Origin of the sequence: Spiroplasma endosymbiont of Nomada ruficornis, assembly GCF_964030795.1 — a bacterium.
GTDB classification, from domain to species: Bacteria; Bacillota_I; Bacilli_A; order Mycoplasmatales; family VBWQ01; genus Spiroplasma_E; species Spiroplasma_E ixodetis_A.
Window position 1 is genome coordinate 627,476 of record NZ_OZ034962.1, and the last position, 23,844, is coordinate 651,319.

Sequence of the window (23,844 nt, forward strand, 5' to 3'; positions counted from 1 at the left end):
TAGTAAGAGTATATACTATTAAAGACTATTTATATTTTCTAATTCGTCATCATTAATATTTCCTGGTTGAGAATAAACTAAATGAATATGTGGATCATTAACGTTAGTTGATATCTTCCTTTTATTAGTTGCAAGTGGTTTCTTGTTAATGACAAAAGTTTTATGATAACGATCAAAGAATAGCTGATGATATTTATCAATTTTAGTGACGATCATAATCCCACAATACCAAGCAAAATCAAAACTAACTACAGAACGAATAAGAATATTTAATCAAGAATTTAAAGTACTATTACTATTAATAGTAGCAATGTTTTCATTAAAAGTCAATTTCATAAAAAGAATTATTGAAGTGGTTAATAATAGAGGAATAAAAACTAAAAATAGTTCACGATAAAAAAAATGTTTTAACTTTAAATCTTGATTTTTTTCATTTACTAATCTTATTTGAAAAATTAATTTTCCCAAAGTTTGACCCTGACATTTTCATGGGATAATAACAAAATATATAATGACAACAATTATATTAATAATAAAAATAATTATTAATTGTCATGATTCTTGATTACCTTTATTATCTAAATAATGGATTGCTAATCCAATTATTAATGGGATTAAACTAACAAAAATCACGTCAAAAATACGTGCAATAATACGTTTTCATGTTTTAGCTATTATATATGTTTCGGTTGTATCTAATTTTTTAATATTCATTTTTTTACTCTCAATATTTTGAATCATCTCTAATATTATTATCTTTAAAATATTTCTTAAAATAATTACTTAGATCAGGAGCATAAGTGGTAAATTTATCATTTGGATTAATAGTATTAAAATAAGAATTTTTTTTAAAATTTTTAAATTTAAATTCAATAATTTCTTTGACACGATTATATGTTTTTTCAATTAATGCAGGTTTTTTAGAAATACTAATAAATCTTAAAAGAGTATATAGATAGTATCTAACAAAAGCATATTCCAACTCTTCATATAAAACTTTTTTAATTTTATAATTATTATAATAGTTTAAAATATGTATTCATTGATGCATTAGTTCAAAAATATTATCATTTTCCAATGTGTTATTTTTAGACGTTAATAATGTTTCATTAATTGCATAATATGTTTTACAATGTGCTAAAAATGAGTATAAAAATAAACTATCAAATTGGATTTCTTTACGAAATTGTAAATTATATTCATTAATAATACTAACTTTCATGATTTTTGTTGTTAAAACTGGTGTTGTTAAAGCAAAGACTATTTTTCCTTGTGTTGTATTTAAATTATATATTTTATTAACTTCAGTTCTAATTGTTGAATGAAAAACATTATTTATATCAAATTCATAACGAACACAATATTCAATACAATCTAAATTCTTATTATTATCTAAAATTTTATTAACTGTTTCAACAAAATTAACGCTAAGAATTTCAGTTGGATTTAAAATAACTACATATTGTCCGGAAATATATTTAAGGCCAAGATTACGACTAATGGCAATACCTGATACTTGATAATTAGTAATCATTTTTAAATTTTGTGGATATAATTTAAAATATTTACTAAATATCTCCAAATTTTCATTGTTAATGCCATCATCAACAACAACAACTTCAAAATTAGTTTTTTTATTTACAAAAATCTTTGCTAAAAAAAAATCTAAGTGCTCGGATTCAAATGAAGTTGTATATAAAATAAAACTTAGTAGCATAATAAATATTTCCTCTCTTTTATAAATAATTATAACACTTCTTTAACAATTTTAAGTGAAGGTTTATCAACATTTATTTTTTATTTTTTTGATTACTATTTTTAAGTTTATTTTTAGATACTAAAGTAGATTTTTCTATATTATCTGTTTCTTTAATAACTTTAACAGTCATATTTTTATGATCAAAAATAGTTTTTAAATTACCTTTAATAATAACAGTTTCAGTATTATTAGGTTTAATAACGTTTCGTTTTGCGGGCTTGCTAACTTTTTTCTTTTTTTGTCCTTTTAATATTTCTGCTCTTAATAAAGCACGTGTTTTTCTAATTTCAAATTTTTCAAATTTAAAAAGAAATGATTTAATAAACTTTTTATATGAATTAACAAAATATCGAAGTCTTTTCTTGCTTCGAGCATGATTATCATATTTTAATAAAATACAAACATAGTTTAATTCATTTCTTGCTTCTGATTCAATTAATGAATTAAAAAAACTGTGATAATTATGACTTAAGTTATATGGTTGACCAGATATTGGGCTTTTATAAGGAGTAAAACCTAGATTACCAGTAGTTTTATAATACTTAAAATCAGCAACTCGTGTTGTCATTTGTCCCTTAGGATGCTCTGGTGATTTAATTTCTGATATTTTAAAAATATTATTTGTATCAAATTCTAAAAAATAGCAATATACCTTATGAACAAAGTTACCTGCAGTTTTAAAAGCAATATATAAATCTACTTTTGCTTCATAATTTAAATTATCAAAAATACTAACGTATGGTTGATAAAAATCATATTTTTTATCAATAATTTCTCATCCTTGTTTTTTAATAGTAAGTTCAATCTCATCAGCACAAATATTTGGATTTAAAATAATTTTCTTCATTTTCTACTCCTAACTCTAATATTTTCTAAGTCTATTTTATCAAATTATATATAAAGTGTGGTCTAAGAAAATTTTTCACTTTGATTAATAATTAAAGTACTTTTATTTTTACTATTAAACAACTAACAATACATCATAAAATTATCTTTAAACTATATGAATATATCATATATTTCTACACATATTAAAGTTATTCTTTTTTAAAAAATTTTAGCAAAAATTATATTAAACTTTATTTATTACTTTTTCTAAAATAATATAGAAATGATGAATATATTATTAATAAATAAATAAAATACTAGAAAACTATATATTAATTAAAAAAGAATACTAACATTAATATTAGTATTCTTTTTTAATGCTAAATTGTAAAGGTAAGTGCAACTAAATTATTTTTCTATCCAAATATTCGATTGGCGAAAGATAATTTAGTATTTTTCTCGGTCTTTGATTTAAAGACAATATAAATTTATGAACTTCATTTTTATTAGTTTTTGAAAAAATAAATTTTTTAGGAAATTTTTCTCTAATTAAACCATTAGTATTTTCATTAGTACCTCTTTGTCAAGGTGAATATGGATTGGCAAAATAAATTTTTACATCTAAATTTTTTTCAAGTTGTTGTCAATTTGAAAATTCTTTGCCACGATCAAAAGTAATAGTTTTAACAATGTTTTTAGGAAGAATTGATAAATAATAACTGACATTTTTATTAATAACTTTAGTAGTTCTGTTTTTAACTAATATTGCTAAAGTAAATCGTGATACTCTTTCAACTAAAGTTATTAAACATGATTTGCTTTTACCTCGTGATGATACTATAGTATCTCCTTCTCAATGACCAAGTGTTATACGATCATTAACATTTATATCTCGTTCTTTAATTGATTTACCATTAAACTTGCCACGATTTTCTTTAGATTTTCGTTTTTTACCTTTTCTTCTTAAATTTTTACTAGTAACTTTATCAAGCATTCCAAAATAAATTCAAGTATAAATTGTTTTAAAACTAATAACTCACTCTTTATGAAAATTTTTAATTCTGCCATAAATTTGTTCAGGTGACCAACCTAATAGTAATTTTTGTTGTACATATTTTACTAAATTCTTATTTTTAAACTTATGAAAACTAATATGTGATTGTTTTCGATTTTCAGCTTTATTTTGTGCAATTAATGAAAAATAATGATTATTATCTTTATTTCTATTAATTTCTCGAATAATAGTACTAATACTTCGATTAAGATTTTTAGCTATTTCACTAATTTTAAATTTAAATTTAAATTGATTCTCAATATCAATCCTTTCATCTATGCCAAGATGTTTATAACTCATATAAAAACTCCTTACTTTTTTCTAAACTAAATTTAGCATTATGAAATTTTTATATGAGAATTTTTTGCAATTTTATTTACTTGCACTTACAAGTATAATTCAGCAATTTGTAAATCATTAATTTTAAATTCATAAGCACCACTACTATTAGGATTTTCATTATCCAAATTTAAATTATGTCGATTAATAACACGATTAATTCCTACTGCAGAACTATCGTTATTAACTAAAGCAATTGGTAAACGATTAATATTTCCCAATGGATTAAAAAAAGCTCATAAAGCAATAAAAGCATATAAAAATGGAATAAAACATAGTGCAATACTTTTAATAATTGTTCTTTTATTTTTATAAATGTGTTTAGTCCCCACTGCTTTAAAAACCATTTTAAATTCTTGAATAGCAATTTTAAATAAATTTAAAATTTTTAACACTTTGTTACTCCTTAATAGATTATCTTTAATAAATTTAGTTATAATAATATTATAAATACATTTGATAAAAAGGGAGAAAAAAATATTATGTTGCAATTAACAATTAAAGGTAAACCCGTTCATATTAAAAATGAAATAATCAAAGTTGGAGATACTTTATCATTTTCTGCAGTTAATAAAACAATGGATAATATGAATTTAGAACAATTCACTAATAAATTTAAAATTATTTCTAGTGTACCAAGCATTGATACTAAAACTTGTGCTTTACAAACTATACACTTTAATAAAGAGGCTACTAAATTAAAAGATTTAGTTATCATTACTATTTCCAAAGATTTACCATTTGCTCAAAGTCGCTTTTGTGAAAAACTAAAAATGAATAATAATTTTCATATTTGAAGTGATTATCGTAATAATGAAAATAATTTTAGTAATACTACTAATTTATTAATTGATGAAATCCAATTATTAGCACGTACTATTATCATTGTTGATAAAAATAACAAAGTTATATATTTACAAATTGTTAAAGAAGTAACATTAGAACCAAACTATGATGAAGTTCTAAAATTTATTAAAACTTTAACATAAAAAAAATTAGGTAATATTTTTAAAATAAGTATTACCTAATTTTTTTTATTTATCAGTAGACTTTTAAAAAACTATTTATTTTGAAAATCAACTACGACTTTTTGAAGTCTTATTTTGTTTTTCAGATTTTTCTTTTTCTACTTTTTCTTTATTAGCTTTTTCTATATCTTCGCGTGTTAATCTTTTTTCCATATTTGCAACTCTTCGTTTAGCTGATTTATTAAGTTCTTTTTCTACTTTTTCTTTTTCTTCTTTATTCATAACTTTATCTCCTTTTTAGATTATAAAGATATTTGTCTCATCTTTCTACTTGGTGACTTTTCTCTAACATCTTCTTTCACAAGATTATCACTTTTTTTATTATTTTTCAAAATTTCTTCTATTTCATTGGTAAAAGCAACAACTTCTTTCTCAAAAATTATTAAATCGTGTTCATCAGATTGAGGTTTTTGATTTTCTTTTTCAATTACACTTGCCACAAAAGTAATCATTTCTAATTTATTTTGTATTGCTCCATTTTGCTCTGCACTTAAATCTTTTTTTGCTGCTTCTACTTGTTCTTGTAATTCATCTTTTCTTTTATCAATATTTTCCAAATTTTGCTGTTTTAATTCTCTTTTATTTTCTTCAAATCTTTGACTTAATTCATTTTGCATATCCATAAAATTTTTATTTTTATTATTATTTCAAATTTGTTGAAAACTATTCAAAATTCTTTGTTGTTTTGCTTCTGGAGGTAAGCTTAAAAATAATTCTTCTTGTTGTTCTCTTTTTAATAATAATCTTTGTTCTTGTAGTTTATTTTCTAGATTTATTTCACTTTTTGATTTTCAATTAGGCAAAAATAATTTTTTTATTTTTTCTTTATACTTTTCTCATCATGTAACAACTCCACCAACAATAACTCCAGAAATTAAAGCACATATTGACGGTGCATAAAAAGTTGCTACAACAGGAGCTACTAATGGAGTAACCACTAAACTACTTAAAATACCAATACCAGCCCAAGCAACTACAAATATTGTTATTTTTAATACTTGTCATAAAACTTTTCTTACTTTTTTATTTTTTATATCTACTTGTTCTTCTTTTTGTTTCTCATTAAGGTTATTAATGAAATCAAAAAATGGTATTCTAATAATAGTTGTATCCTTATTTTCTTCTAATTTAATAAAACTTTCATCATTTTTTACTTCATTAGAAAATTGTTCATAACTTAAATGTCTAATTTGTTTAATTACTTGATCTGCTTCAAGATAAATTAGTTGTTGTCAAATTTCTTTTTTTTCATCATCATGAATTTCTAATAATAAAACTGGTTTATTATTAATTTCTATTATTTCATCATAAACAGAATACTCTTTACCTCCCTCTACTATAGAAGTTTCAAATTGAAGATATTTTAGTTCATTATCTTCACCTGATTGATTTTCAAACATAAACGTTTCACCATTATGTCAATTTTCATTATTTTTCTTGAATTTATTAGTGAACTCACTTTCTGCAGTTTTGAATTGTTCTGCAAGAATTGTTTTTATTGGTAAAGCCATTTTGGTATCTCCTTTTAATTAAAAAACCCATTTACTTTAAAATAAAGCAATGGGTAAAAAACTTATATGTTTAATATTTACATTTTATCAAATATTATATAATTTACAATATTTTATTTAAATTAATATGCTGAATTATACTTGCACTTACAAGTATAATTCAGCAATAAAATTATGATTTATTAACTCAAAAGTAAGGATGTTATTTTTTTTAATTGTTGTGCTTAAAAATTGAAAATATGTTATACTAACATCATAATAAACTAAATTATTAAAGACCATTAGGTTCGAGTTATTCTTTTTTATTAGATAAGTGGAACCTAATTATTTTTAAATAAAAAAGGATGTGAAAATTATGTCAGCACAACAACAGCAACAACCAAGTAAAGAAATTTTTGATAAATTACAAGGTGAAAAAGATAAAAAAGAAAAAGCAACTTCTTCTGGTGGTGGTAGTAGAAATTGAATTGTAAAATTTGCAAAAGATGTCGCTTATATTTCTTTTTTTCCATACATATGATTAAAAAAACTTTTAGTTTCACTATTTAATAATCGAACTAAAAAGCCTAAACTAAATCAATCAGTTAATATTATTAAAAATAAAGATAATGTTAATCAAAAAAATAATGTTTCTACAAATAGTAATGGACAAGTTAGTTTTAAAGAAGTAGATGCACTAGATCCAGAAAATGAATCAGTAGCAGAAACAACAGCAGAAGCACTAAAATTAAATGGTAATACTACTAATCCATTCCAAAATGTTGCACATAGTTGTAATCGTGAAGAAATTCCAGTAGTTTCAACAACAACTTCTGGAAAAAAATTAACTACTTAAATTATTTGAAATATTTATTAGTTCGTTCTAAATCAATAATATTATCAACATCCCAATGACAATCAAATGATAAAACATAAGGTTTTAATTCAAAATTATGTTTAATACTATTACTCATTAAATATTTCCCAACCATTGTTGTTTGCAATACAAGTTCTTGTTGTGGATTTATTAAATCTTCACCAAGAACTTTTGCTCATTTTTTAGTAATATAACTTCATTCTCCCGCCAAGAAACTATCCTTTTTTTTACTTTTAATAATATCAATAATATTACCATTCTTGTTTAATTTATAACTTCAATCTTCTTTGATATTATCATGATCACGCTTAATAGCGGCCATCATATTAGTTGAAAAATTATTTAAAAAAATATTTTTTGTACTAATCATATCACCAGAAATAATAAAAATATCATCTTGACCATTAAAATATGATGATACTAATGTCAAAGCATAACCACTATTATAATCAAGGAAATGTTGATTATTTATTAATATTAATTTTGAATATTTATGAGTAAGAAAATTAAATTCATCTTTTAAATGACCAGTAATGACAATAATTTTTTTTAAATCATGTATTTCAATTAAATGATTAATTATATGTTCAATTAAAGTTAAACCTTTAAATTTAATTAACGATTTATGAACATTATTTGAGACAGGTTGTAATCTACTGCCAATTCCTGCTGCAAAAATAATAGCAACTTTCATTATTCCTCCTTTACTTAACAACAAAATTAACAATCTTATTTGGTATACAAATTGTCTTAATAATTGTTTTATCTTGCAATCAATGTTTTACTTTTTCTTCATTATTAACTGCTTTTAAAAGTTCTTGATTATTTAAATTTTCTTTTACTACTAAAGTTATTTTTGTTTTACCATTAATCTGAATAGCAATAGTAACTTCACTAGTAATCAAAAATTTTTCATCATAACTTGGAAACTGACTTTTATTAATACTTTCTTTATTACCAAATTGAAATCATAATTCTTCAGCAATATGTGGAGCAAATGGATTTAATAATTTTAAAAAATTAACTAAATATTGTTGATAAATAGTTGGTGCTTTATAACAAGCATTGATAAAAATCATAAGTTGTGCAATAGCAGTATTAAAATTTAAATCATTAATATCATTAGTTACTTTTTTTACAGTTTGATGATAAATTGTATCTAATGATTTATCATTCTTAGTAGTAATTTTTATTTTATACTCATCTTTATTAACAAGACGATAAATACGCATTAAAAACTTATAACAACCAACTAAACCACTATTTAATCACGGTAAAGATGCTGTTAATGGCCCCATAAACATTTCATATATTCGCAAAGTATCAGCACCATATTCATTAATAATATCATCTGGATTAACAACATTACCGCGTGATTTAGACATTTTTTCATTATTTTCACCAAGAATCATACCCTGATTTACCAATTTTAAAAATGGCTCTTTAACATTAACTAACTTTAAATCATATAGCACTAAATGTCAGAAACGAGCATACAATAAATGTAAAACAGCATGTTCTTGACCACCAATATATAAATCAACCGGTAATCAATAGTTAAAACGTTTTTGCGCAATAGCACTATTAAAATCACAATAAGTACCATCATCATTTTTTAAAATATATGCTAAATAATATCAACAACTACCTGCTCATTGTGGCATTGTATTAATTTCTCTTTTTCCTTTTACACCATCTTTTCTAGTTACATGTAATCAGGAATTTGGTGCATTAGTTAAAGGTGCATTCCCCGAATTAGATGGCTTAATATTAGTCATTTTTGGTAATAATACTGGTAATTGTTGTTCATCTACTGTTGAGATTGTACCATCTTCTCAATAAATTATCGGAAAAGGTTCACCTCAATAACGTTGACGAGAAAAAAGTCAATCTCGTAACTTATATGCAGTATGTACTTTTCCTTGTTTTAAAGTTAGTAATTTTTTAACAATTAAATTAGTAGCTGTTTCTAAATCCTGACCATTAATAAAATCAGAGTTAATATATTCACTAGTACCCAAAAATGGTTCATTTTTATTATTAGTTTTCATAATAAAATTGATTGGTAACTTTTTATTTTTAGCAAAAATAAAATCACGACTATCATGTGCAGGAACACCCATAATGGCTCCTGTCCCATAATGATTTAAAACATAATCACCAACTCAAATTGGTAATTTACTTTTAGTAAAAGGATGAATAGCATAACTTCCAGTAAAAACACCAGATTTTAAAGTATCATCTCCTTGACGCATTAAATCTGTTTTAGTTTTAGCAGCTAAACAGTATTGAGTAACTGCTTGCGAATATTCACTAGTTGTTAAATCATGAATTAATGGATGTTCAGGGGCAAGTACTAAAAATGAAACACCAAAAATAGTATCAACCCTTGAAGTAAAAATAGAAACCTTACATTTATTATTTTCAACTATAAAATCAACTAGTGTTCCAACACTTTTACCAATTCAATTACGTTGTAATTCCTTAACACTATTTGGTCATTCTAAATCATCTAATCCTTTTAATAATTTTTCAGCATACTTAGTAATTTTTAAAACCCACTGACGCATTGGTTTTTTAATAACTGGGAAATTACCACGTTCAGAAACCATATGACCATTAATGTTAATTATTTCTTCATTAGCTAAAACAGTTCCTAACTGTTCACAAAAATTAACTTCAACATCTTTAATTTCAGCTAACCCTTGTTCATAAAGTTTAATGAAAATTCATTGTGTTCACTTATAATATTGAGGATCTGTAGTATTAACTTCTTTATTATAATCAAAACTTAGACCAATACTTTGTAATTGTTTACGAAAATTATTAATGTTTTGTTTAGTAAATGTCTCTGGATTATTACCTGTATTTAAGGCATATTGTTCAGCTGGTAAACCAAAAGCATCTCAACCAATTGGATGCAAAACATTAAAACCATTCATTATTTTAACTCGTGAAATAACATCAGTAGCACAATAACCTTTAGGATGGCCAACATGTAAACCTGATCCTGAAGGATAAGGGAACATATCAAGAATATATGATTTTGGTTTTTTATTATCATCCATGTTTGTTTTAAAAGTTTCATTTTTTAATCAATACTGCTGTCATTTTTTTTCTATTTGTTGGTGATTATAACTCATGTTTTTCTCCTTTAATATGTTCAGGTAAAGTAATCATAAAACCATAATATCATAATCATTTAACAAGTTGCAATGTTTACTTATTGATTAAATTATATTTTAAATATTTTGTTAATTATCAATCAATGTTATTAAACTATTTACTAATATTTATTTTCTACAAAAATGAAATAGTTTTTATTGTATTTCAAATAAAATATACTATATAATTATCGTTAATATTAAATAAATTCAAAGGAGGATTCTATGAACACACAAAAAGTTTTAAATAAGTCTTTAAAACAAAAAACAAAGTAGCAAAAAATAGGCTTAGGAGAACTGGTTTGACTTTGGATTTAATTATACTTGCACAATAGCTTTTCCTATGTCTTTTATAGGAATATATTATTGAAATAATGGTGGAGTTGGATTACATCTAATCTGAATTATGATTTTAGGAGCTATAATGGCTAGTATTAGTGCATGTGCTTTTTTAAAATGTAGTAAAGTTTATGCTGGTAATAATGGTTGGAGCATATATTTATGTTAGGGCAACTTTTGGTCGTTTTTGAGGATGAATAATCGGCTTTATGCAATATATCATTTTACCATCTACTGTTATTGGTGGTATTATTTCAATGTTTAGAATTAACTTAAACCAATTATCATTTTTTTCTTGATTACCTGATAGATGATCTAATTTATTTATTGATAGTTTAGGAATTATAGTTTATTGTTTGGTTACAAGTTGTATCTATTTTGGATTAAGAGGTTTTCGTTGATTTGTTAATATTTCAGGAATCATTAAATGACTGTCAACTTGTTTTTTGATTATTTGTGCCATTATTCTGGTAATCAAAAATGGCACTATAGTTTATCAACAAGCATTTGTTGGTACTAAACATCTTCATTTTACAATTAATATTTTTAATAATGCTTTTAGCAATTTTTTCTACTTTTTCCTTGGTTTTGAGACCTTTACTGTTATTGGAAAAAATGTTAAAAATCCTAATAAAAATTTAGGTAGGGGAACAATTATTGTCTTATTTTTGACAACTATTTTTTATTTAATTATTACAATTTTAATTATTGGTGCCATCAGTTCACAGGGAACTAATGGTAATAACGGATGAGCAAATGGTGATAATAATTATAATCCAAATAATGTTATTGTTGGGATTGCTGGTACAACAGGTATCATTTTACTAGTTATTTGTACTTTATCAATTAAATTGAATGGTGTAATACAAGTAGCGCTATATTCTGGAGCTATGCTACAACCATTAGCGCAAGAAGGATACATTAGTGAAAAAATAGCCAAATTAAATAAAGAAAATATTGCAATGTATGGTAATACTATTAATTTTATAATTACAATTATAGTTTGTATTATTATGCTAATAATTCCGGATTTAATTGGAATTATTTTTAATTACAACCAAATGTTGGGATTTACAACTAATATAACAATCTTTGTTGATCTTTTTGTTATAACAGCAACTTGTGTTATGGGTTATTATAAAAAAATAAAAATAAAAGTTATCGAATGAATTATGTTTATTATCTGTTTATTATTTTTAATTAGTCAATTCATTATTTTTAATTATAATATGATTCATGATTTAGTAAGCAACAGAGGAATCATATTAATTGCAATTACAATTAAGTTTTTAATGTTTTGAGTATTTATTATAATTGCTACTATTATTTATTTTACTTATTATAAATCAAAACTAAAACAAAGATTAATAACAAATCCAGAATATCAAAATCAATTAGATAAAGAATTTATTTTTAATTCTCATCTAGTAGTTAATTAAATTATTTAAAAATTATATTATCTTATTATCGTCAAAAATAAACTAAATGAGTTGCTGGTTTTTTACAAAAACAAGTACCAGTAGTAGTTGTACTTTTTAATTTCGCATATGCTTGAAAATGTTCAGATCAACCAATATCAATTGTATGTTGAGCATGTTTTCCTAATTCAATTGCTGCTAATACAACCTTTTTCTCATTTAATGCTTTATTCATTAATTTAATATTACCATCCATAATAATAATATCTTCTTTGATTATTTCATCATTTTTCATTATAATCACCCTTTCTATCAATTAATATTATAACGCTATTTAAAAAAAGAAATAGTAATTGGAATTACTATTCTAACGATATCTTTCTACATAGTGACTAACTAAACCACGATAAATAAAAGGTATTGTTAATTGCATAATTGGATAAGTAAACAAAAAAATATGAATAAAATTGTAAACTAATGAGTAAAAAAGAGGATTAAATCCTGATCAAATATTTTTACTTCCATCAGCATTAGTAATTTGTGATCAAATAAAATATCCTACTATTGTTTGTCAAAAATAAATAATTAAACAAACTAAAAAACAATGTAAAAAATAATTAATATAAGTAAAAATTGATTTATCAGATTTTAAATTAAAACGTAATAATGAAATAATAGCGGGTGTTGTCATTGGCAAAAAATAATCTAATAAATAACTTCAAGCACTAATAACATAACCACCACTAATAAATAATAATGACATTAAAGCACTAATCATACCCGTTAATCATCCACCTGCAAAGCCAATAATATAACTAATAACCATTAAAGGTACATATTTAATAGCAATACCGCCGCCGTATGGCATTTTTGGTAATAAATTTTGTTCAATAAAAGCACAAGCAATAGTTACACCAGTAAATAAACCAATAATTGTATAATCAATAACTAATCATCGTTTAATACCAAATGCAAATTTAAAATTAGTTCATCATCTTGTTTTTAAAATGGCAAAAGTTTCTTCTTTTTGTCATTGATAATGTTTAATTAAATTAAAAATTAATGCAATGGGATTGATACTAAAAATTGATAGTAATGTAACAATAACAATATTTTTATGAATATCTTCTATTTTAACTGTTCATGTAATAACAGATAATAAAATTGATGAAATTAATAATAAACAAAGAATTAATATTAAATAAATTTTACTGCTATAAAATTGTCAACCAGTAATAGTAGTAACTTTAAAAAAGTGATTAATACTACTAGCAGGTAAAATACTAATAATAACTGTTAATGTTAGAAGAGTAATTAAACTAAAAATGGCTGATGCTTTAATTAACATTCCTACCTCCAGTTTGCTTTTAACTTTATTATAATTGATAGTTGTTAATAGTTGTTCTTTAAACATAATAAAATGATAACTCCTTTAATTTATCTTACATAACAAAAAAGGAGTTATCATTTTTTAAAATATAAAAAATAAAGTCTACCTCCGCTAGTACTAACTAGATCAGGTTATAGGGTATTTCTCAGGCAATGCCACCCCTGCTTTATATAATATATGCAAATTAATCCATATTTACTACTATTATAACATTCAAAATATTTTTTTAAATATAAAATATATTTTTTTTTATGATTTTTAGTTTAAATTAAAATTTGCTCTATTTTTATTGTCAATATCGAGTGAAAATTTCCCAAAAATATTTATCAAAAAAAATAAAAAAGAAGTAAAATTTAACAAATAAAAGTTGCTTTGTTTTGAAAGTAAATATTTTTATATTTACTTTCAAAGGAGAACAAAATTATGAAATATTTTAGTTCAAGTTATTGATTTAAATTGTGATTATTAACTGCTCCACTTTTAAATAATAAAATACAAGGTATTAATGGTAAGTCAATTGATAATTCAAATATTAAAAATTGAGTTAGAAAAAATACGACTAGTTTAGATTTAGTAAATCAACAATTAAATTTTGCAAGTAATAATCAAACAGATTTTATTATTAACCACCCAACAACAAATAGCAAAATAAATATGAATAAACATCGTCATGAAAAACACAGAAATCGATTAAAAAGAACATTAAATGGTAAAAACGAAATAAGGGGTAGTTGAGGTAAAGTAACTTGTTCATTTACACCAAAAACTTTTGAAGGAATAATAGCTGATTATCATTATTGAAAAGATAATCCTGCATGAGAACTTGGCGAAAAATTTAAAGAGGATATGATGCAACGATATAATTCTAATGATATTTCAATTCCTGCAATTTTTCCATGAACATGAAAAGAAATACAACAAGTAGGTAAAACAATTTGAGATAATTTTTCAAAAATTGAAAAAGTATATACAGATAGTTCTAGAAAAGAACGTATAGAAATTGTACTTTATGAAAAACCATTTAATTGATTTGATTTTGAATCAGTAAGAATAATAACAGAAGATGAGAAATATTATCCAAATAATCGTCTTGATAATTTAGAAAATGATTTTCCAGATTGAAATAAAGATGCTGAGCTGAATTATACTTGTAAGTGCAAGTAAATAAAATTGCAAAAAATTCTCATATAAAAATTTCATAATGCTAAATTTAGTTTAGAAAAAAGTAAGGAGTTTTTATATGAGTTATAAACATCTTGGCATAGATGAAAGGATTTATATTGAGAATCAATTGAAATTTAAATTTAAAATTAGTGAAATAGCTAAAAATCTTAATCGAAGTATTAGTACTATTATTCGAGAAATTAATAGAAATAAAGATAATAATCATTATTTTTCATTAATTGCACAAAATAAAGCTGAAAATCGAAAACAATCACATATTAGTTTTCATAAGTTTAAAAATAAGAATTTAGTAAAATATGTACAACAAAAATTACTATTAGGTTGATCGGTTGATCACCTGAACAAATTTATGGCAGAATTAAAAATTTTCATAAAGAGTGAGTTATTAGTTTTAAAACAATTTATACTTGAATTTATTTTGGAATGCTTGATAAAGTTACTAGTAAAAATTTAAGAAGAAAAGGTAAAAAACGAAAATCTAAAGAAAATCGTGGCAAGTTTAATGGTAAATCAATTAAAGAACGAGATATAAATGTTAATGATCGTATAACACTTGGTCATTGAGAAGGAGATACTATAGTATCATCACGAGGTAAAAGCAAATCATGTTTAATAACTTTAGTTGAAAGAGTATCACGATTTACTTTAGCAATATTAGTTAAAAACAGAACTACTAAAGTTATTAATAAAAATGTCAGTTATTATTTATCAATTCTTCCTAAAAACATTGTTAAAACTATTACTTTTGATCGTGGCAAAGAATTTTCAAATTGACAACAACTTGAAAAAAATTTAGATGTAAAAATTTATTTTGCCAATCCATATTCACCTTGACAAAGAGGTACTAATGAAAATACTAATGGTTTAATTAGAGAAAAATTTCCTAAAAAATTTATTTTTTCAAAAACTAATAAAAATGAAGTTCATAAATTTATATTGTCTTTAAATCAAAGACCGAGAAAAATATTAAATTATCTTTTACCAATCGAATATTTGGATAGAAAAATAATTTATTTGCACTTACCTTTACAATTTAGCACTAATAAAAATGAAGTTCATAAATTTATATTGTCTTTAAATCAAAGACCGAGAAAAATATTAAATTATCTTTCACCAATCGAATATTTGGATAGAAAAATAATTTAGTTGCACTTACCTTTACAATTTAGCATTTTTAAAAAAGGAGAAAATTATGAAAAAAAATGTACAAAAAAAAGAAATAAAAAAATTAAAAAAAGAGAAAAAAGAATTAGAAAAAAGTTTGAATCCATTTAACAAAAATTTTAGTCTTAATAATAAAGAAAAGTTATTAAAAGAAATTGCTTTAATCAATGAAAAAATTATTAACTTAAAACAAAAAATATTAGTAGATTATGAAGAAGATTTAGATGAAATTGAAAATGGAAATCTAGAATTTAATTTTAATATCCAACAGTTAAATAATGAAGATCAATATTTAAAAGATAGTACTTTTCTAATAACTAATGATGATATAAATAGTATAAATTCAGAAGAATTAATTAATATGCAATATGGTAAAAAATGTTGTCCACCATGCACAATTTTCTAATTTTAAACATTTTTATATAAAAGTTTAAATAATTATTAATAACAACACTTTTATTATTTATAATTTAATTTTTGAATTATAAAATTAAAATAATATATAATATAAAAACAAACTTGATCAAAGTTTTAACCCATTACTTTATTTTAAAAGTAAAGGGTTTTTTATTTTTTAAAAGAGGAGACATTAAAAAATGGATATTAATGACTTAGAAAGAGAAGTTAACTTTATAGCAGATAACTATCATATTATTAATCTTTATTTACATTTTCCAATTGAAACTTATAGTAAAGATTACAATGATATTTTTGACTTTTGAGAAAATAATAAAAAAAATACTCAAAATCATTATCAATTTTTAAATAAAAAAATAAATAAAAAAATAAATAAAAAAATAAATAAAATGCTAAATTGTAAAGGTAAGTGCAACTAAATTATTTTTCTATCCAAATATTCGATTGGTGAAAGATAATTTAGTATTTTTCTCGGTCTTTGATTTAAAGACAATATAAATTTATGAACTTCATTTTTATTAGTTTTTGAAAAAATAAATTTTTTAGGAAATTTTTCTCTCATTAAACCATTAGTATTTTCATTAGTACCTCTTTGTCAAGGTGAATATGGATTGGCAAAATAAATTTTTACATCTAAATTTTTTTCAAGTTGTTGTCAATTTGAAAATTCTTTGCCACGATCAAAAGTAATAGTTTTAACAATGTTTTTAGGAAGAATTGATAAATAATAACTGACATTTTTATTAATAACTTTAGTAGTTCTGTTTTTAACTAATATTGCTAAAGTAAATCGTGATACTCTTTCAACTAAAGTTATTAAACATGATTTGCTTTTACCTCGTGATGATACTATAGTATCTCCTTCTCAATGACCAAGTGTTATACGATCCTTAACATTTATATCTCGTTCTTTAATTGATTTACCATTAAACTTGCCACGATTTTCTTTAGATTTTCGTTTTTTACCTTTTCTTCTTAAATTTTTACTAGTAACTTTATCAAGCATTCCAAAATAAATTCAAGTATAAATTGTTTTAAAACTAATAACTCACTCTTTATGAAAATTTTTAATTCTGCCATAAATTTGTTCAGGTGATCAACCTAATAGTAATTTTTGTTGTACATATTTTACTAAATTCTTATTTTTAAACTTATGAAAACTAATATGTGATTGTTTTCGATTTTCAGCTTTATTTTGTGCAATTAATGAAAAATAATGATTATTATCTTTATTTCTATTAATTTCTCGAATAATAGTACTAATACTTCGATTAAGATTTTTAGCTATTTCACTAATTTTAAATTTAAATTTCAATTGATTCTCAATATAAATCCTTTCATCTATGCCAAGATGTTTATAACTCATATAAAAACTCCTTACTTTTTTCTAAACTAAATTTAGCATTATGAAATTTTTATATGAGAATTTTTTGCAATTTTATTTACTTGCACTTACAAGTATAATTCAGCATAAAAAAAGTAAATACTTGTTTTTAGTATTTACTTTTTTTAAAGTTATAATTATTAATAATTTAATTAGATTTTAACCTTCATCAATAATACTTGAAGTTGGTTTAATATTATTAATAGGTGAGTGAATTTTTGATTTATGTTTATTAAAAATAAAATCATATACTTCAGAATAAAATTCAACTGAAACAATATTTAATTTTTTCTTTACTTCTTCTGGAATATCTTCTAAGTCTTTTATATTAGCTTTTGGAATTAAAATTGTTTTTAGTCCACTACGATGAGCAGAAATTGATTTTTCTTTTAATCCACCAATTGGTAATACATGACCACGAAGTGTAATTTCACCTGTCATACCAATATCTTTTGATACAGGTCTACTTGTCAGAGCAGAAATAATTGCAGTTGTTAAAGTAATACCAGCACTTGGACCATCCTTTGGCACTGCTCCTTCAGGAACATGAATATGAATACCATTTTCTGCAAAGAAAGTATCAGGAATATTGAAAGTAATAGCATTTGCTTTAATATAATCTAAAGCAATAGTAGCAGATTCTTTCATGACCTCACCTAATTTACCAGTTAATACTAAATTACCTTTTCCTTTAAAGTAGTTTACTTCAATTGGTAAGATATCACCACCATATTGAGTATAAGCAAGACCAGTTACCACTCCAATTTGTGATTCATTTTCTTTTTTAGTATAATCGAAAATTTGTTTTCCTAAATAATCTTTAACATTATCAGCAACAATTTCTTCAGTACTAATTTTTTTATTTAAAAGTTTAACAATAAATTTACGAGCAATTTTATTTAATAATCTTTCTAACTGTCGAACACCTGATTCTCTTGTATAATATTTAATTATTTCTTCAATTGAATTTGGTTTAAATTTTAACATTTTATTATTTAAACCAGTAATTTCAATAACACGAGGAATTAAATATTTTTTTGCAATTTCAAGTTTTTCTAATTCTGTATATGAAGAAAGTTCAATAATTTCCATTCGATCTTTTAATGGTTCAGGGATACCTTCCATATAATTAGCTGTTGCTAGAAACATAACTTGTGATAAATCATAATTTTCTTCAATATAATGATCTGAAAAATTAGCATTTTGTTCAGGATCTAATACTTCTAACATAGCACTAGCTGGATCACCACGATAATCAGATGACATTTTATCAATTTCATCTAATAAAAATAATGGATTAATAACTTTAGCACGTTTCATACCTTGGATAATTCTTCCTGGCATCGCACCAATATAAGTTTTACGATGACCACGAATTTCAGATTCATCTTTAACTCCACCAAGTGAAACTTTAACGAAAGTACGCCCCATCGCTTCAGCAATTGATTTAGCTAAAGAAGTCTTACCAACACCAGGAGGGCCAACTAAACAAATAATTTGTCCTGGCATTGCCTTAGCCATTTTTTTAACAGCAAGATATTCAATAATTCTTTCTTTAACTTTTTCTAAACCATAGTGATATTTATCAAGAATTTTTTTTGCATTAATTAAATCAAATTTTTCTTCACTTTTTTGAAATCAAGGTAAAGTCATCATTCAATCAATGTATGTACGAATTATATTTGATTCACTTGAAGCTTGCGGCATATCTTCATAACGACTAATTTCTTCTTTAACACGCGTTTTGATTGCTTCAGGAAACTCTTCTGTTTCTAAGCGTTCTAAATAACATTTCATTTCATTAGACTTACCATCAATTTCGCCTAATTCTTCTTTAATAGCACGCAATCTTTCTCGTAAATAATATTCACGTTGTTGTTCATCAATACGATCTTTAATTTTAGCTGTTAAATCCTTTTCAATGGCACCAACTTGTTTTTGACCACCAACATCTTTCAATAATAAATCTAAACGTTTATTAATATCAGTTTCTTGTAAAATTTCTTGGCGTTTATTGATAGTTAAAAATGGTAAAAATTGAGCCATTTTATCAATAATTTCACTAGTTTTCATTCCATCGGTGATTTGACTAATTACACCTTGTGGAATTGAACCATGAACATCTAAAATCTGTTGTAAATTATTTACAATTCTTTGAATCAACTCTTCTTCTAATGATTTTGAAACATTAGGACTAACTAAAGTTTCAGCATCTCCTGTATAAAATTTATCATCATAAAACTTAGAAACTTTAACTCTTTGTTGTCCATAAAAAGATACGGTAAGTGTACCATCATTATGACTTTTTTGAATTTGCACTTTACACAAAGTACCATGATTGTAGACTTCACTTAATTGCGGATTATCTACTTTCGGATCCTTTTGCGAAACTAAAATAATTTCTGAATTAAACTTAGCTACCGATTCATTAATTGCCGCTACTGATTTATGTCTGCCAACTTCTAGTTCTATTTCAACTGTTGGGAAAACAAAACTTCCTCTTGTTACTAGTACTGGAATATTAGTAATATTTTTTATCTTCATTGTCTCACCTCAAATAATGTATTAACTGGATTATAATATAAAACATTAGCACTTGCAATAGTTAATTGCTAAAATATCTAATTTTTGATTTATACTATACTATTACAGCAGCACTTATTAATTCATATTTAATTTATACTAGTAGTATTTTATTACAATTATTTTTTTTTGATAATTTTTACTTTTGCTAAATTGTAAAGGTAAGTGCAACTAAATTATTTTTCTATCCAAATATTCGATTGGTGAAAGATAATTTAATATTTTTCTCGGTCTTTGATTTAAAGACAATATAAATTTATGAACTTCATTTTTATTAGTTTTTGAAAAAATAAATTTTTTAGGAAATTTTTCTCTAATTAAACCATTAGTATTTTCATTAGTACCTCTTTGTCAAGGTGAATATGGATTGGCAAAATAAATTTTTACATCTAAATTTTTTTCAAGTTGTTGTCAATTTGAAAATTATTTGCCACGATCAAAAGTAATAGTTTTAACAATGTTTTTAGGAAGAATTGATAAATAATAACTGACATTTTTATTAATAACTTTAGTAGTTCTGTTTTTAACTAATATTGCTAAAGTAAATCGTGATACTCTTTCAACTAAAGTTATTAAACATGATTTGCTTTTACCTCGTGATGATACTATAGTATCTCCTTCTCAATGACCAAGTGTTATACGATCATTAACATTTATATCTCGTTCTTTAATTGATTTACCATTAAACTTGCCACGATTTTCTTTAGATTTTCGTTTTTTACCTTTTCTTCTTAAATTTTTACTAGTAACTTTATCAAGCATTCCAAAATAAATTCAAGTATAAATTGTTTTAAAACTAATAACTCACTCTTTATGAAAATTTTTAATTCTGCCATAAATTTGTTCAGGTGATCAACCTAATAGTAATTTTTGTTGTACATATTTTACTAAATTCTTATTTTTAAACTTATGAAAACTAATATGTGATTGTTTTCGATTTTCAGCTTTATTTTGTGCAATTAATGAAAAATAATGATTATTATCTTTATTTCTATTAATTTCTCGAATAATAGTACTAATACTTCGATTAAGATTTTTAGCTATTTCACTAATTTTAAATTTAAATTTCAATTGATTCTCAATATAAATCCTTTCATATATGCCAAGATGTTTATAACTCATATAAAAACTCCTTACTTTTTTCTAAACTAAATTTAGCATTATGAAATTTTTATATGAGAATTTTTTGCAATTTTATTTACTTGCACTTACAAGTATAATTCAGCTTTTTGAAAAAAATAAACGATAAAATAACCTAATTATTAAATTGGTAATTAGGTTATATAATAATTATCAAATTAAATTAAGCACTTGTTGTTTGCTTTTGGTTTTTACCGTTACTTTCTCATAATAAATCAAAGGCTTTATTACGTTTTATGGTAGTAGTAACTAAACTTAAATCTTTAATATTTGCTTTAACTTCTTCAATACTTATTTTAAATTGGTCGGCAAATGTTGTTAATTGTTTTTGAACTTCTTCTTCGGTAATTTCTATTTTTTCTTGTTTAATAATTTCTTCAATAACTAAAAAATTCTGAAGTTGCATAATTGCATCCTTTTTTATTTCATTAATAATTTCTTCATGAGATAAACCAGTTGCTGCCATATAGTTTTCAATTGTAAAGTTTTGATTAGCTAATTGTTTTTTAAATTCATTTTCTAAACGTTCAGTTTCATTTTGAACAGCAAAATTTGGAATTATTATTTTTGAATCTTTAACAATTTTAGCAATAAGTTCTTCCATAAATTGTTCCTTAATTGTCATTGTTTTTTGTACTTCAATTTGTTTTTTAATATTTTCTAATAATTGTTCAGTAGTAGTAAGATCTGGAATGTTAACATCTTTTACTAATTCTTCTAAATCTTCATTAATAACTTTTGTTTTTATTTCGTTTAATTCAATTTCAAATTGTACTAATCGACCTTTTAAATTTGGAACATGATAATCTTCTGGGAAAGTTACTTCAATAGTTTTTTTAGATTTAGGTTCCATACCGATCATTCCTTCTTCAAAACCAGGAATAAATTTACCAGAACCAATTTCTAATTCCATGTTTTTAGCTTCACCGCCAGGGAATTTTTTACCGTCTAAAAAACCAGTGAAATTAAAAACTGCAGTATCATCTTTTTCTAATTTTCCTTTTTCTTTTGGATTAAAAATAGCAAAACGATCTTGTAATAGTTTAATTTGAGTATCAATTTCTTCTTGATTAACAGTTGCTACAGGTTTTACTATATCAATACCACGATATTTACCAATAGTAATTTCTGCTGGTAAATCAAATACAAACATTATTTCACACTCTTTAATAGTAGATTTTTCCACATTAACTTCGGGTTGATTAGTAGGCATTAAGTTAGGTTTTTGTTTTAAGGCAAAATCATAAGCAATAGTAATAACTGCTTTAGTTGCTGTTTGTAAAGTTTGTTCTTCAGTTACATGTTTTTTAGCCATTTTAGTAGGAACTTTTCCTTTACGAAATCCAGGAATTTCTACTTGTGCAATCAATTTATTTTCAGCTTTTGCCAATTGATCTTTTCAAGTTTTAGCATCAATGGTAACATGTCATTTTCCAAGACCATTTTTTTCATCTTTTATAATATTTAATGTCATTTTTCAAATCTCTCCTTATGTAATTTGTTGTTGAATCATAATACTTAAGTATTTTTTTATTAAAGTAGTAGTAGTTTTAAATTTTTTAGCACTTTCTACCAATTTTACACTAATAAACTGGAAACTACAAGCACGAATATACAAAGCAGCTGCTAATGCTGCTGCTTGATTTTTATTAGGTAATGTTGGAAACAAATTCTCAAAATAACTATCCAATAAAAATAAGCAAATACCATAAATACCTGGATTATCAATATGAACTTCATCTTCAAATATTTTTGTAATTTTTAAATAAACGAGTGATTCTTGTCATTGTGTTATTTTTTTTGGATTAATTTTAAATGTATCATGACCTTTTATTACTTCTATTTCTTCATCAATACCTTGATTATTTAATATAAATAATAGTTGTGTTTTATTTATATTATTTATATTTTTATTTGTAAGATAAATCTTAATTGTTGGCAAAATTAACCTAGCATTATGACTTTGTAAATAATAAAATGCCACCGGATGAAGATCTTCATCAAATGGATTCATTAATACACGACTTATTCTCTCTAAATTTCACTCATGACTTTCATTTTTACTATTTAATCTAATATGAGTAGTAATATTATGATGTAACTCTTGTAATGTAATTTCATGATGAATAGGAATATAAGGCATCTCTAATTCATGTTTGACCAACTTCATTGCTTGATCTCATTTATTTTCACTAATGAGGTGGTTAATTTTACCAATAATGTCTTGATAATAATTGTCATGATTTATCATTATTTAGTTAAACCTTCTTAGTATTTTAAAATTT

General features: G+C 23.7%; 24 protein-coding genes and 1 riboswitch. Of the genes, 8 read left to right on the forward strand and 16 right to left on the reverse strand.

Features of this window, described 5'->3' with window-relative positions; translation table 4 throughout:
* Positions 1 to 18 precede the first annotated feature (18 nt).
* The 5 genes from AAHM79_RS03815 to AAHM79_RS03835 form a co-directional block, all read right to left on the reverse strand.
* On the reverse strand, positions 19 to 714 hold the full coding sequence (locus AAHM79_RS03815; protein ID WP_342258163.1) for an RDD family protein: 696 nt from the start codon (positions 712 to 714) through the stop codon (positions 19 to 21).
* A gap of 4 nt (positions 715 to 718) precedes the next feature.
* Positions 719 to 1,717, reverse strand: a complete 999-nt coding sequence (locus AAHM79_RS03820) for a glycosyltransferase family 2 protein (RefSeq protein ID WP_342258164.1) — start codon at positions 1,715 to 1,717, stop codon at positions 719 to 721.
* A 73-nt stretch (positions 1,718 to 1,790) separates the two neighbouring features.
* Positions 1,791 to 2,606 (reverse strand): hypothetical protein, encoded by an 816-nt coding sequence (locus AAHM79_RS03825; protein WP_342258165.1) that lies wholly within the window; start codon positions 2,604 to 2,606, stop codon positions 1,791 to 1,793.
* Between the two features lie 384 nt (positions 2,607 to 2,990).
* Positions 2,991 to 3,941, reverse strand: coding sequence for an IS30 family transposase (locus AAHM79_RS03830; protein ID WP_342258166.1), 951 nt, complete (start codon positions 3,939 to 3,941; stop codon positions 2,991 to 2,993).
* 86 nt (positions 3,942 to 4,027) lie between these two features.
* Positions 4,028 to 4,375 (reverse strand): hypothetical protein, encoded by a 348-nt coding sequence (locus AAHM79_RS03835; RefSeq protein ID WP_342258167.1) that lies wholly within the window; start codon positions 4,373 to 4,375, stop codon positions 4,028 to 4,030.
* 87 nt (positions 4,376 to 4,462) lie between these two features.
* Here AAHM79_RS03835 and tpx point away from each other — a divergent pair, with 87 nt between their 5' ends.
* The gene (tpx, locus tag AAHM79_RS03840; protein ID WP_252320221.1) at positions 4,463 to 4,969 is read left to right on the forward strand and encodes a thiol peroxidase; all 507 of its coding nucleotides are present in this window, start codon (positions 4,463 to 4,465) and stop codon (positions 4,967 to 4,969) included.
* 75 nt (positions 4,970 to 5,044) lie between these two features.
* On the opposite strand, the gene AAHM79_RS03845 is transcribed toward tpx, so the two are convergent.
* Together AAHM79_RS03845 and AAHM79_RS03850 are read right to left on the reverse strand one after the other, a co-directional pair.
* A complete protein-coding gene (locus tag AAHM79_RS03845) occupies positions 5,045 to 5,230 on the reverse strand; it encodes a hypothetical protein (protein ID WP_342258168.1) in 186 nt (61 codons plus the stop codon).
* Positions 5,231 to 5,250: 20 nt separating this feature from the next.
* Complete coding sequence (locus AAHM79_RS03850; RefSeq protein WP_342258169.1) at positions 5,251 to 6,519, reverse strand: DUF1360 domain-containing protein; 1,269 nt, start codon at positions 6,517 to 6,519, stop codon at positions 5,251 to 5,253.
* Positions 6,520 to 6,874: 355 nt separating this feature from the next.
* Between AAHM79_RS03850 and AAHM79_RS03855 the strand changes: the two genes are divergently transcribed.
* Entirely contained in the window at positions 6,875 to 7,354 is a 480-nt protein-coding gene (locus AAHM79_RS03855) for a hypothetical protein (RefSeq protein WP_339040048.1), read from the forward strand.
* Position 7,355: 1 nt separating this feature from the next.
* Here AAHM79_RS03855 and AAHM79_RS03860 read toward each other — a convergent pair whose 3' ends face one another.
* Both AAHM79_RS03860 and leuS read right to left on the reverse strand, forming a co-directional pair.
* A complete protein-coding gene (locus AAHM79_RS03860; RefSeq protein ID WP_342258170.1) occupies positions 7,356 to 8,069 on the reverse strand; it encodes a sugar phosphate nucleotidyltransferase in 714 nt (237 codons plus the stop codon).
* Positions 8,070 to 8,079: 10 nt separating this feature from the next.
* Entirely contained in the window at positions 8,080 to 10,518 is a 2,439-nt protein-coding gene (gene leuS / locus AAHM79_RS03865; protein WP_342258171.1) for a leucine--tRNA ligase, read from the reverse strand.
* A 503-nt stretch (positions 10,519 to 11,021) separates the two neighbouring features.
* Between leuS and AAHM79_RS03870 the strand changes: the two genes are divergently transcribed.
* On the forward strand, positions 11,022 to 12,317 hold the full coding sequence (locus tag AAHM79_RS03870) for an amino acid permease (protein ID WP_342258172.1): 1,296 nt from the start codon (positions 11,022 to 11,024) through the stop codon (positions 12,315 to 12,317).
* Between the two features lie 25 nt (positions 12,318 to 12,342).
* Here AAHM79_RS03870 and AAHM79_RS03875 read toward each other — a convergent pair whose 3' ends face one another.
* Together AAHM79_RS03875 and AAHM79_RS03880 are read right to left on the reverse strand one after the other, a co-directional pair.
* Positions 12,343 to 12,591, reverse strand: coding sequence for a hypothetical protein (locus AAHM79_RS03875; protein WP_338957041.1), 249 nt, complete (start codon positions 12,589 to 12,591; stop codon positions 12,343 to 12,345).
* Between the two features lie 72 nt (positions 12,592 to 12,663).
* On the reverse strand, positions 12,664 to 13,710 hold the full coding sequence (locus AAHM79_RS03880) for an energy-coupled thiamine transporter ThiT (RefSeq protein ID WP_342258173.1): 1,047 nt from the start codon (positions 13,708 to 13,710) through the stop codon (positions 12,664 to 12,666).
* A gap of 61 nt (positions 13,711 to 13,771) precedes the next feature.
* Positions 13,772 to 13,859: riboswitch (TPP riboswitch) on the reverse strand.
* A gap of 250 nt (positions 13,860 to 14,109) precedes the next feature.
* Here AAHM79_RS03880 and AAHM79_RS03885 point away from each other — a divergent pair.
* From AAHM79_RS03885 to AAHM79_RS03905, 5 genes are all read left to right on the forward strand, one after another.
* On the forward strand, positions 14,110 to 14,850 hold the full coding sequence (locus tag AAHM79_RS03885; RefSeq protein ID WP_342258174.1) for a hypothetical protein: 741 nt from the start codon (positions 14,110 to 14,112) through the stop codon (positions 14,848 to 14,850).
* A gap of 76 nt (positions 14,851 to 14,926) precedes the next feature.
* On the forward strand, positions 14,927 to 15,325 hold the full coding sequence (locus AAHM79_RS03890) for a helix-turn-helix domain-containing protein (RefSeq protein ID WP_342258175.1): 399 nt from the start codon (positions 14,927 to 14,929) through the stop codon (positions 15,323 to 15,325).
* On the forward strand, positions 15,256 to 16,017 hold the full coding sequence (locus AAHM79_RS03895) for an IS30 family transposase (RefSeq protein ID WP_342258235.1): 762 nt from the start codon (positions 15,256 to 15,258) through the stop codon (positions 16,015 to 16,017). The genes AAHM79_RS03890 and AAHM79_RS03895 overlap by 70 nt, the downstream gene beginning before the upstream one ends.
* A 46-nt stretch (positions 16,018 to 16,063) precedes the next feature.
* Entirely contained in the window at positions 16,064 to 16,441 is a 378-nt protein-coding gene (locus tag AAHM79_RS03900; protein ID WP_342258176.1) for a hypothetical protein, read from the forward strand.
* Positions 16,442 to 16,631: 190 nt separating this feature from the next.
* Positions 16,632 to 16,871 carry a hypothetical protein gene (locus AAHM79_RS03905; RefSeq protein ID WP_342258177.1) on the forward strand — a complete coding sequence of 80 codons (240 nt, stop codon included), beginning with the start codon at positions 16,632 to 16,634 and terminating at the stop codon, positions 16,869 to 16,871.
* On the opposite strand, the gene AAHM79_RS03910 is transcribed toward AAHM79_RS03905, so the two are convergent.
* The 5 genes from AAHM79_RS03910 to AAHM79_RS03930 form a co-directional block, all read right to left on the reverse strand.
* Positions 16,868 to 17,818: an IS30 family transposase gene (locus tag AAHM79_RS03910; RefSeq protein WP_342258178.1), complete on the reverse strand. Its 951-nt coding sequence runs from the start codon at positions 17,816 to 17,818 to the stop codon at positions 16,868 to 16,870. The genes AAHM79_RS03905 and AAHM79_RS03910 overlap by 4 nt on opposite strands.
* A gap of 177 nt (positions 17,819 to 17,995) precedes the next feature.
* Positions 17,996 to 20,380: an endopeptidase La gene (lon, locus tag AAHM79_RS03915; RefSeq protein WP_342258179.1), complete on the reverse strand. Its 2,385-nt coding sequence runs from the start codon at positions 20,378 to 20,380 to the stop codon at positions 17,996 to 17,998.
* A gap of 462 nt (positions 20,381 to 20,842) precedes the next feature.
* The gene (locus tag AAHM79_RS03920; RefSeq protein WP_342258180.1) at positions 20,843 to 21,541 is read right to left on the reverse strand and encodes an IS30 family transposase; all 699 of its coding nucleotides are present in this window, start codon (positions 21,539 to 21,541) and stop codon (positions 20,843 to 20,845) included.
* A gap of 181 nt (positions 21,542 to 21,722) precedes the next feature.
* A complete protein-coding gene (tig, locus tag AAHM79_RS03925) occupies positions 21,723 to 23,033 on the reverse strand; it encodes a trigger factor (RefSeq protein ID WP_342258181.1) in 1,311 nt (436 codons plus the stop codon).
* Between the two features lie 15 nt (positions 23,034 to 23,048).
* The gene (locus AAHM79_RS03930) at positions 23,049 to 23,810 is read right to left on the reverse strand and encodes a DUF3196 family protein (RefSeq protein ID WP_252319707.1); all 762 of its coding nucleotides are present in this window, start codon (positions 23,808 to 23,810) and stop codon (positions 23,049 to 23,051) included.
* Between the last annotated feature and the right edge of the window lie 34 nt (positions 23,811 to 23,844).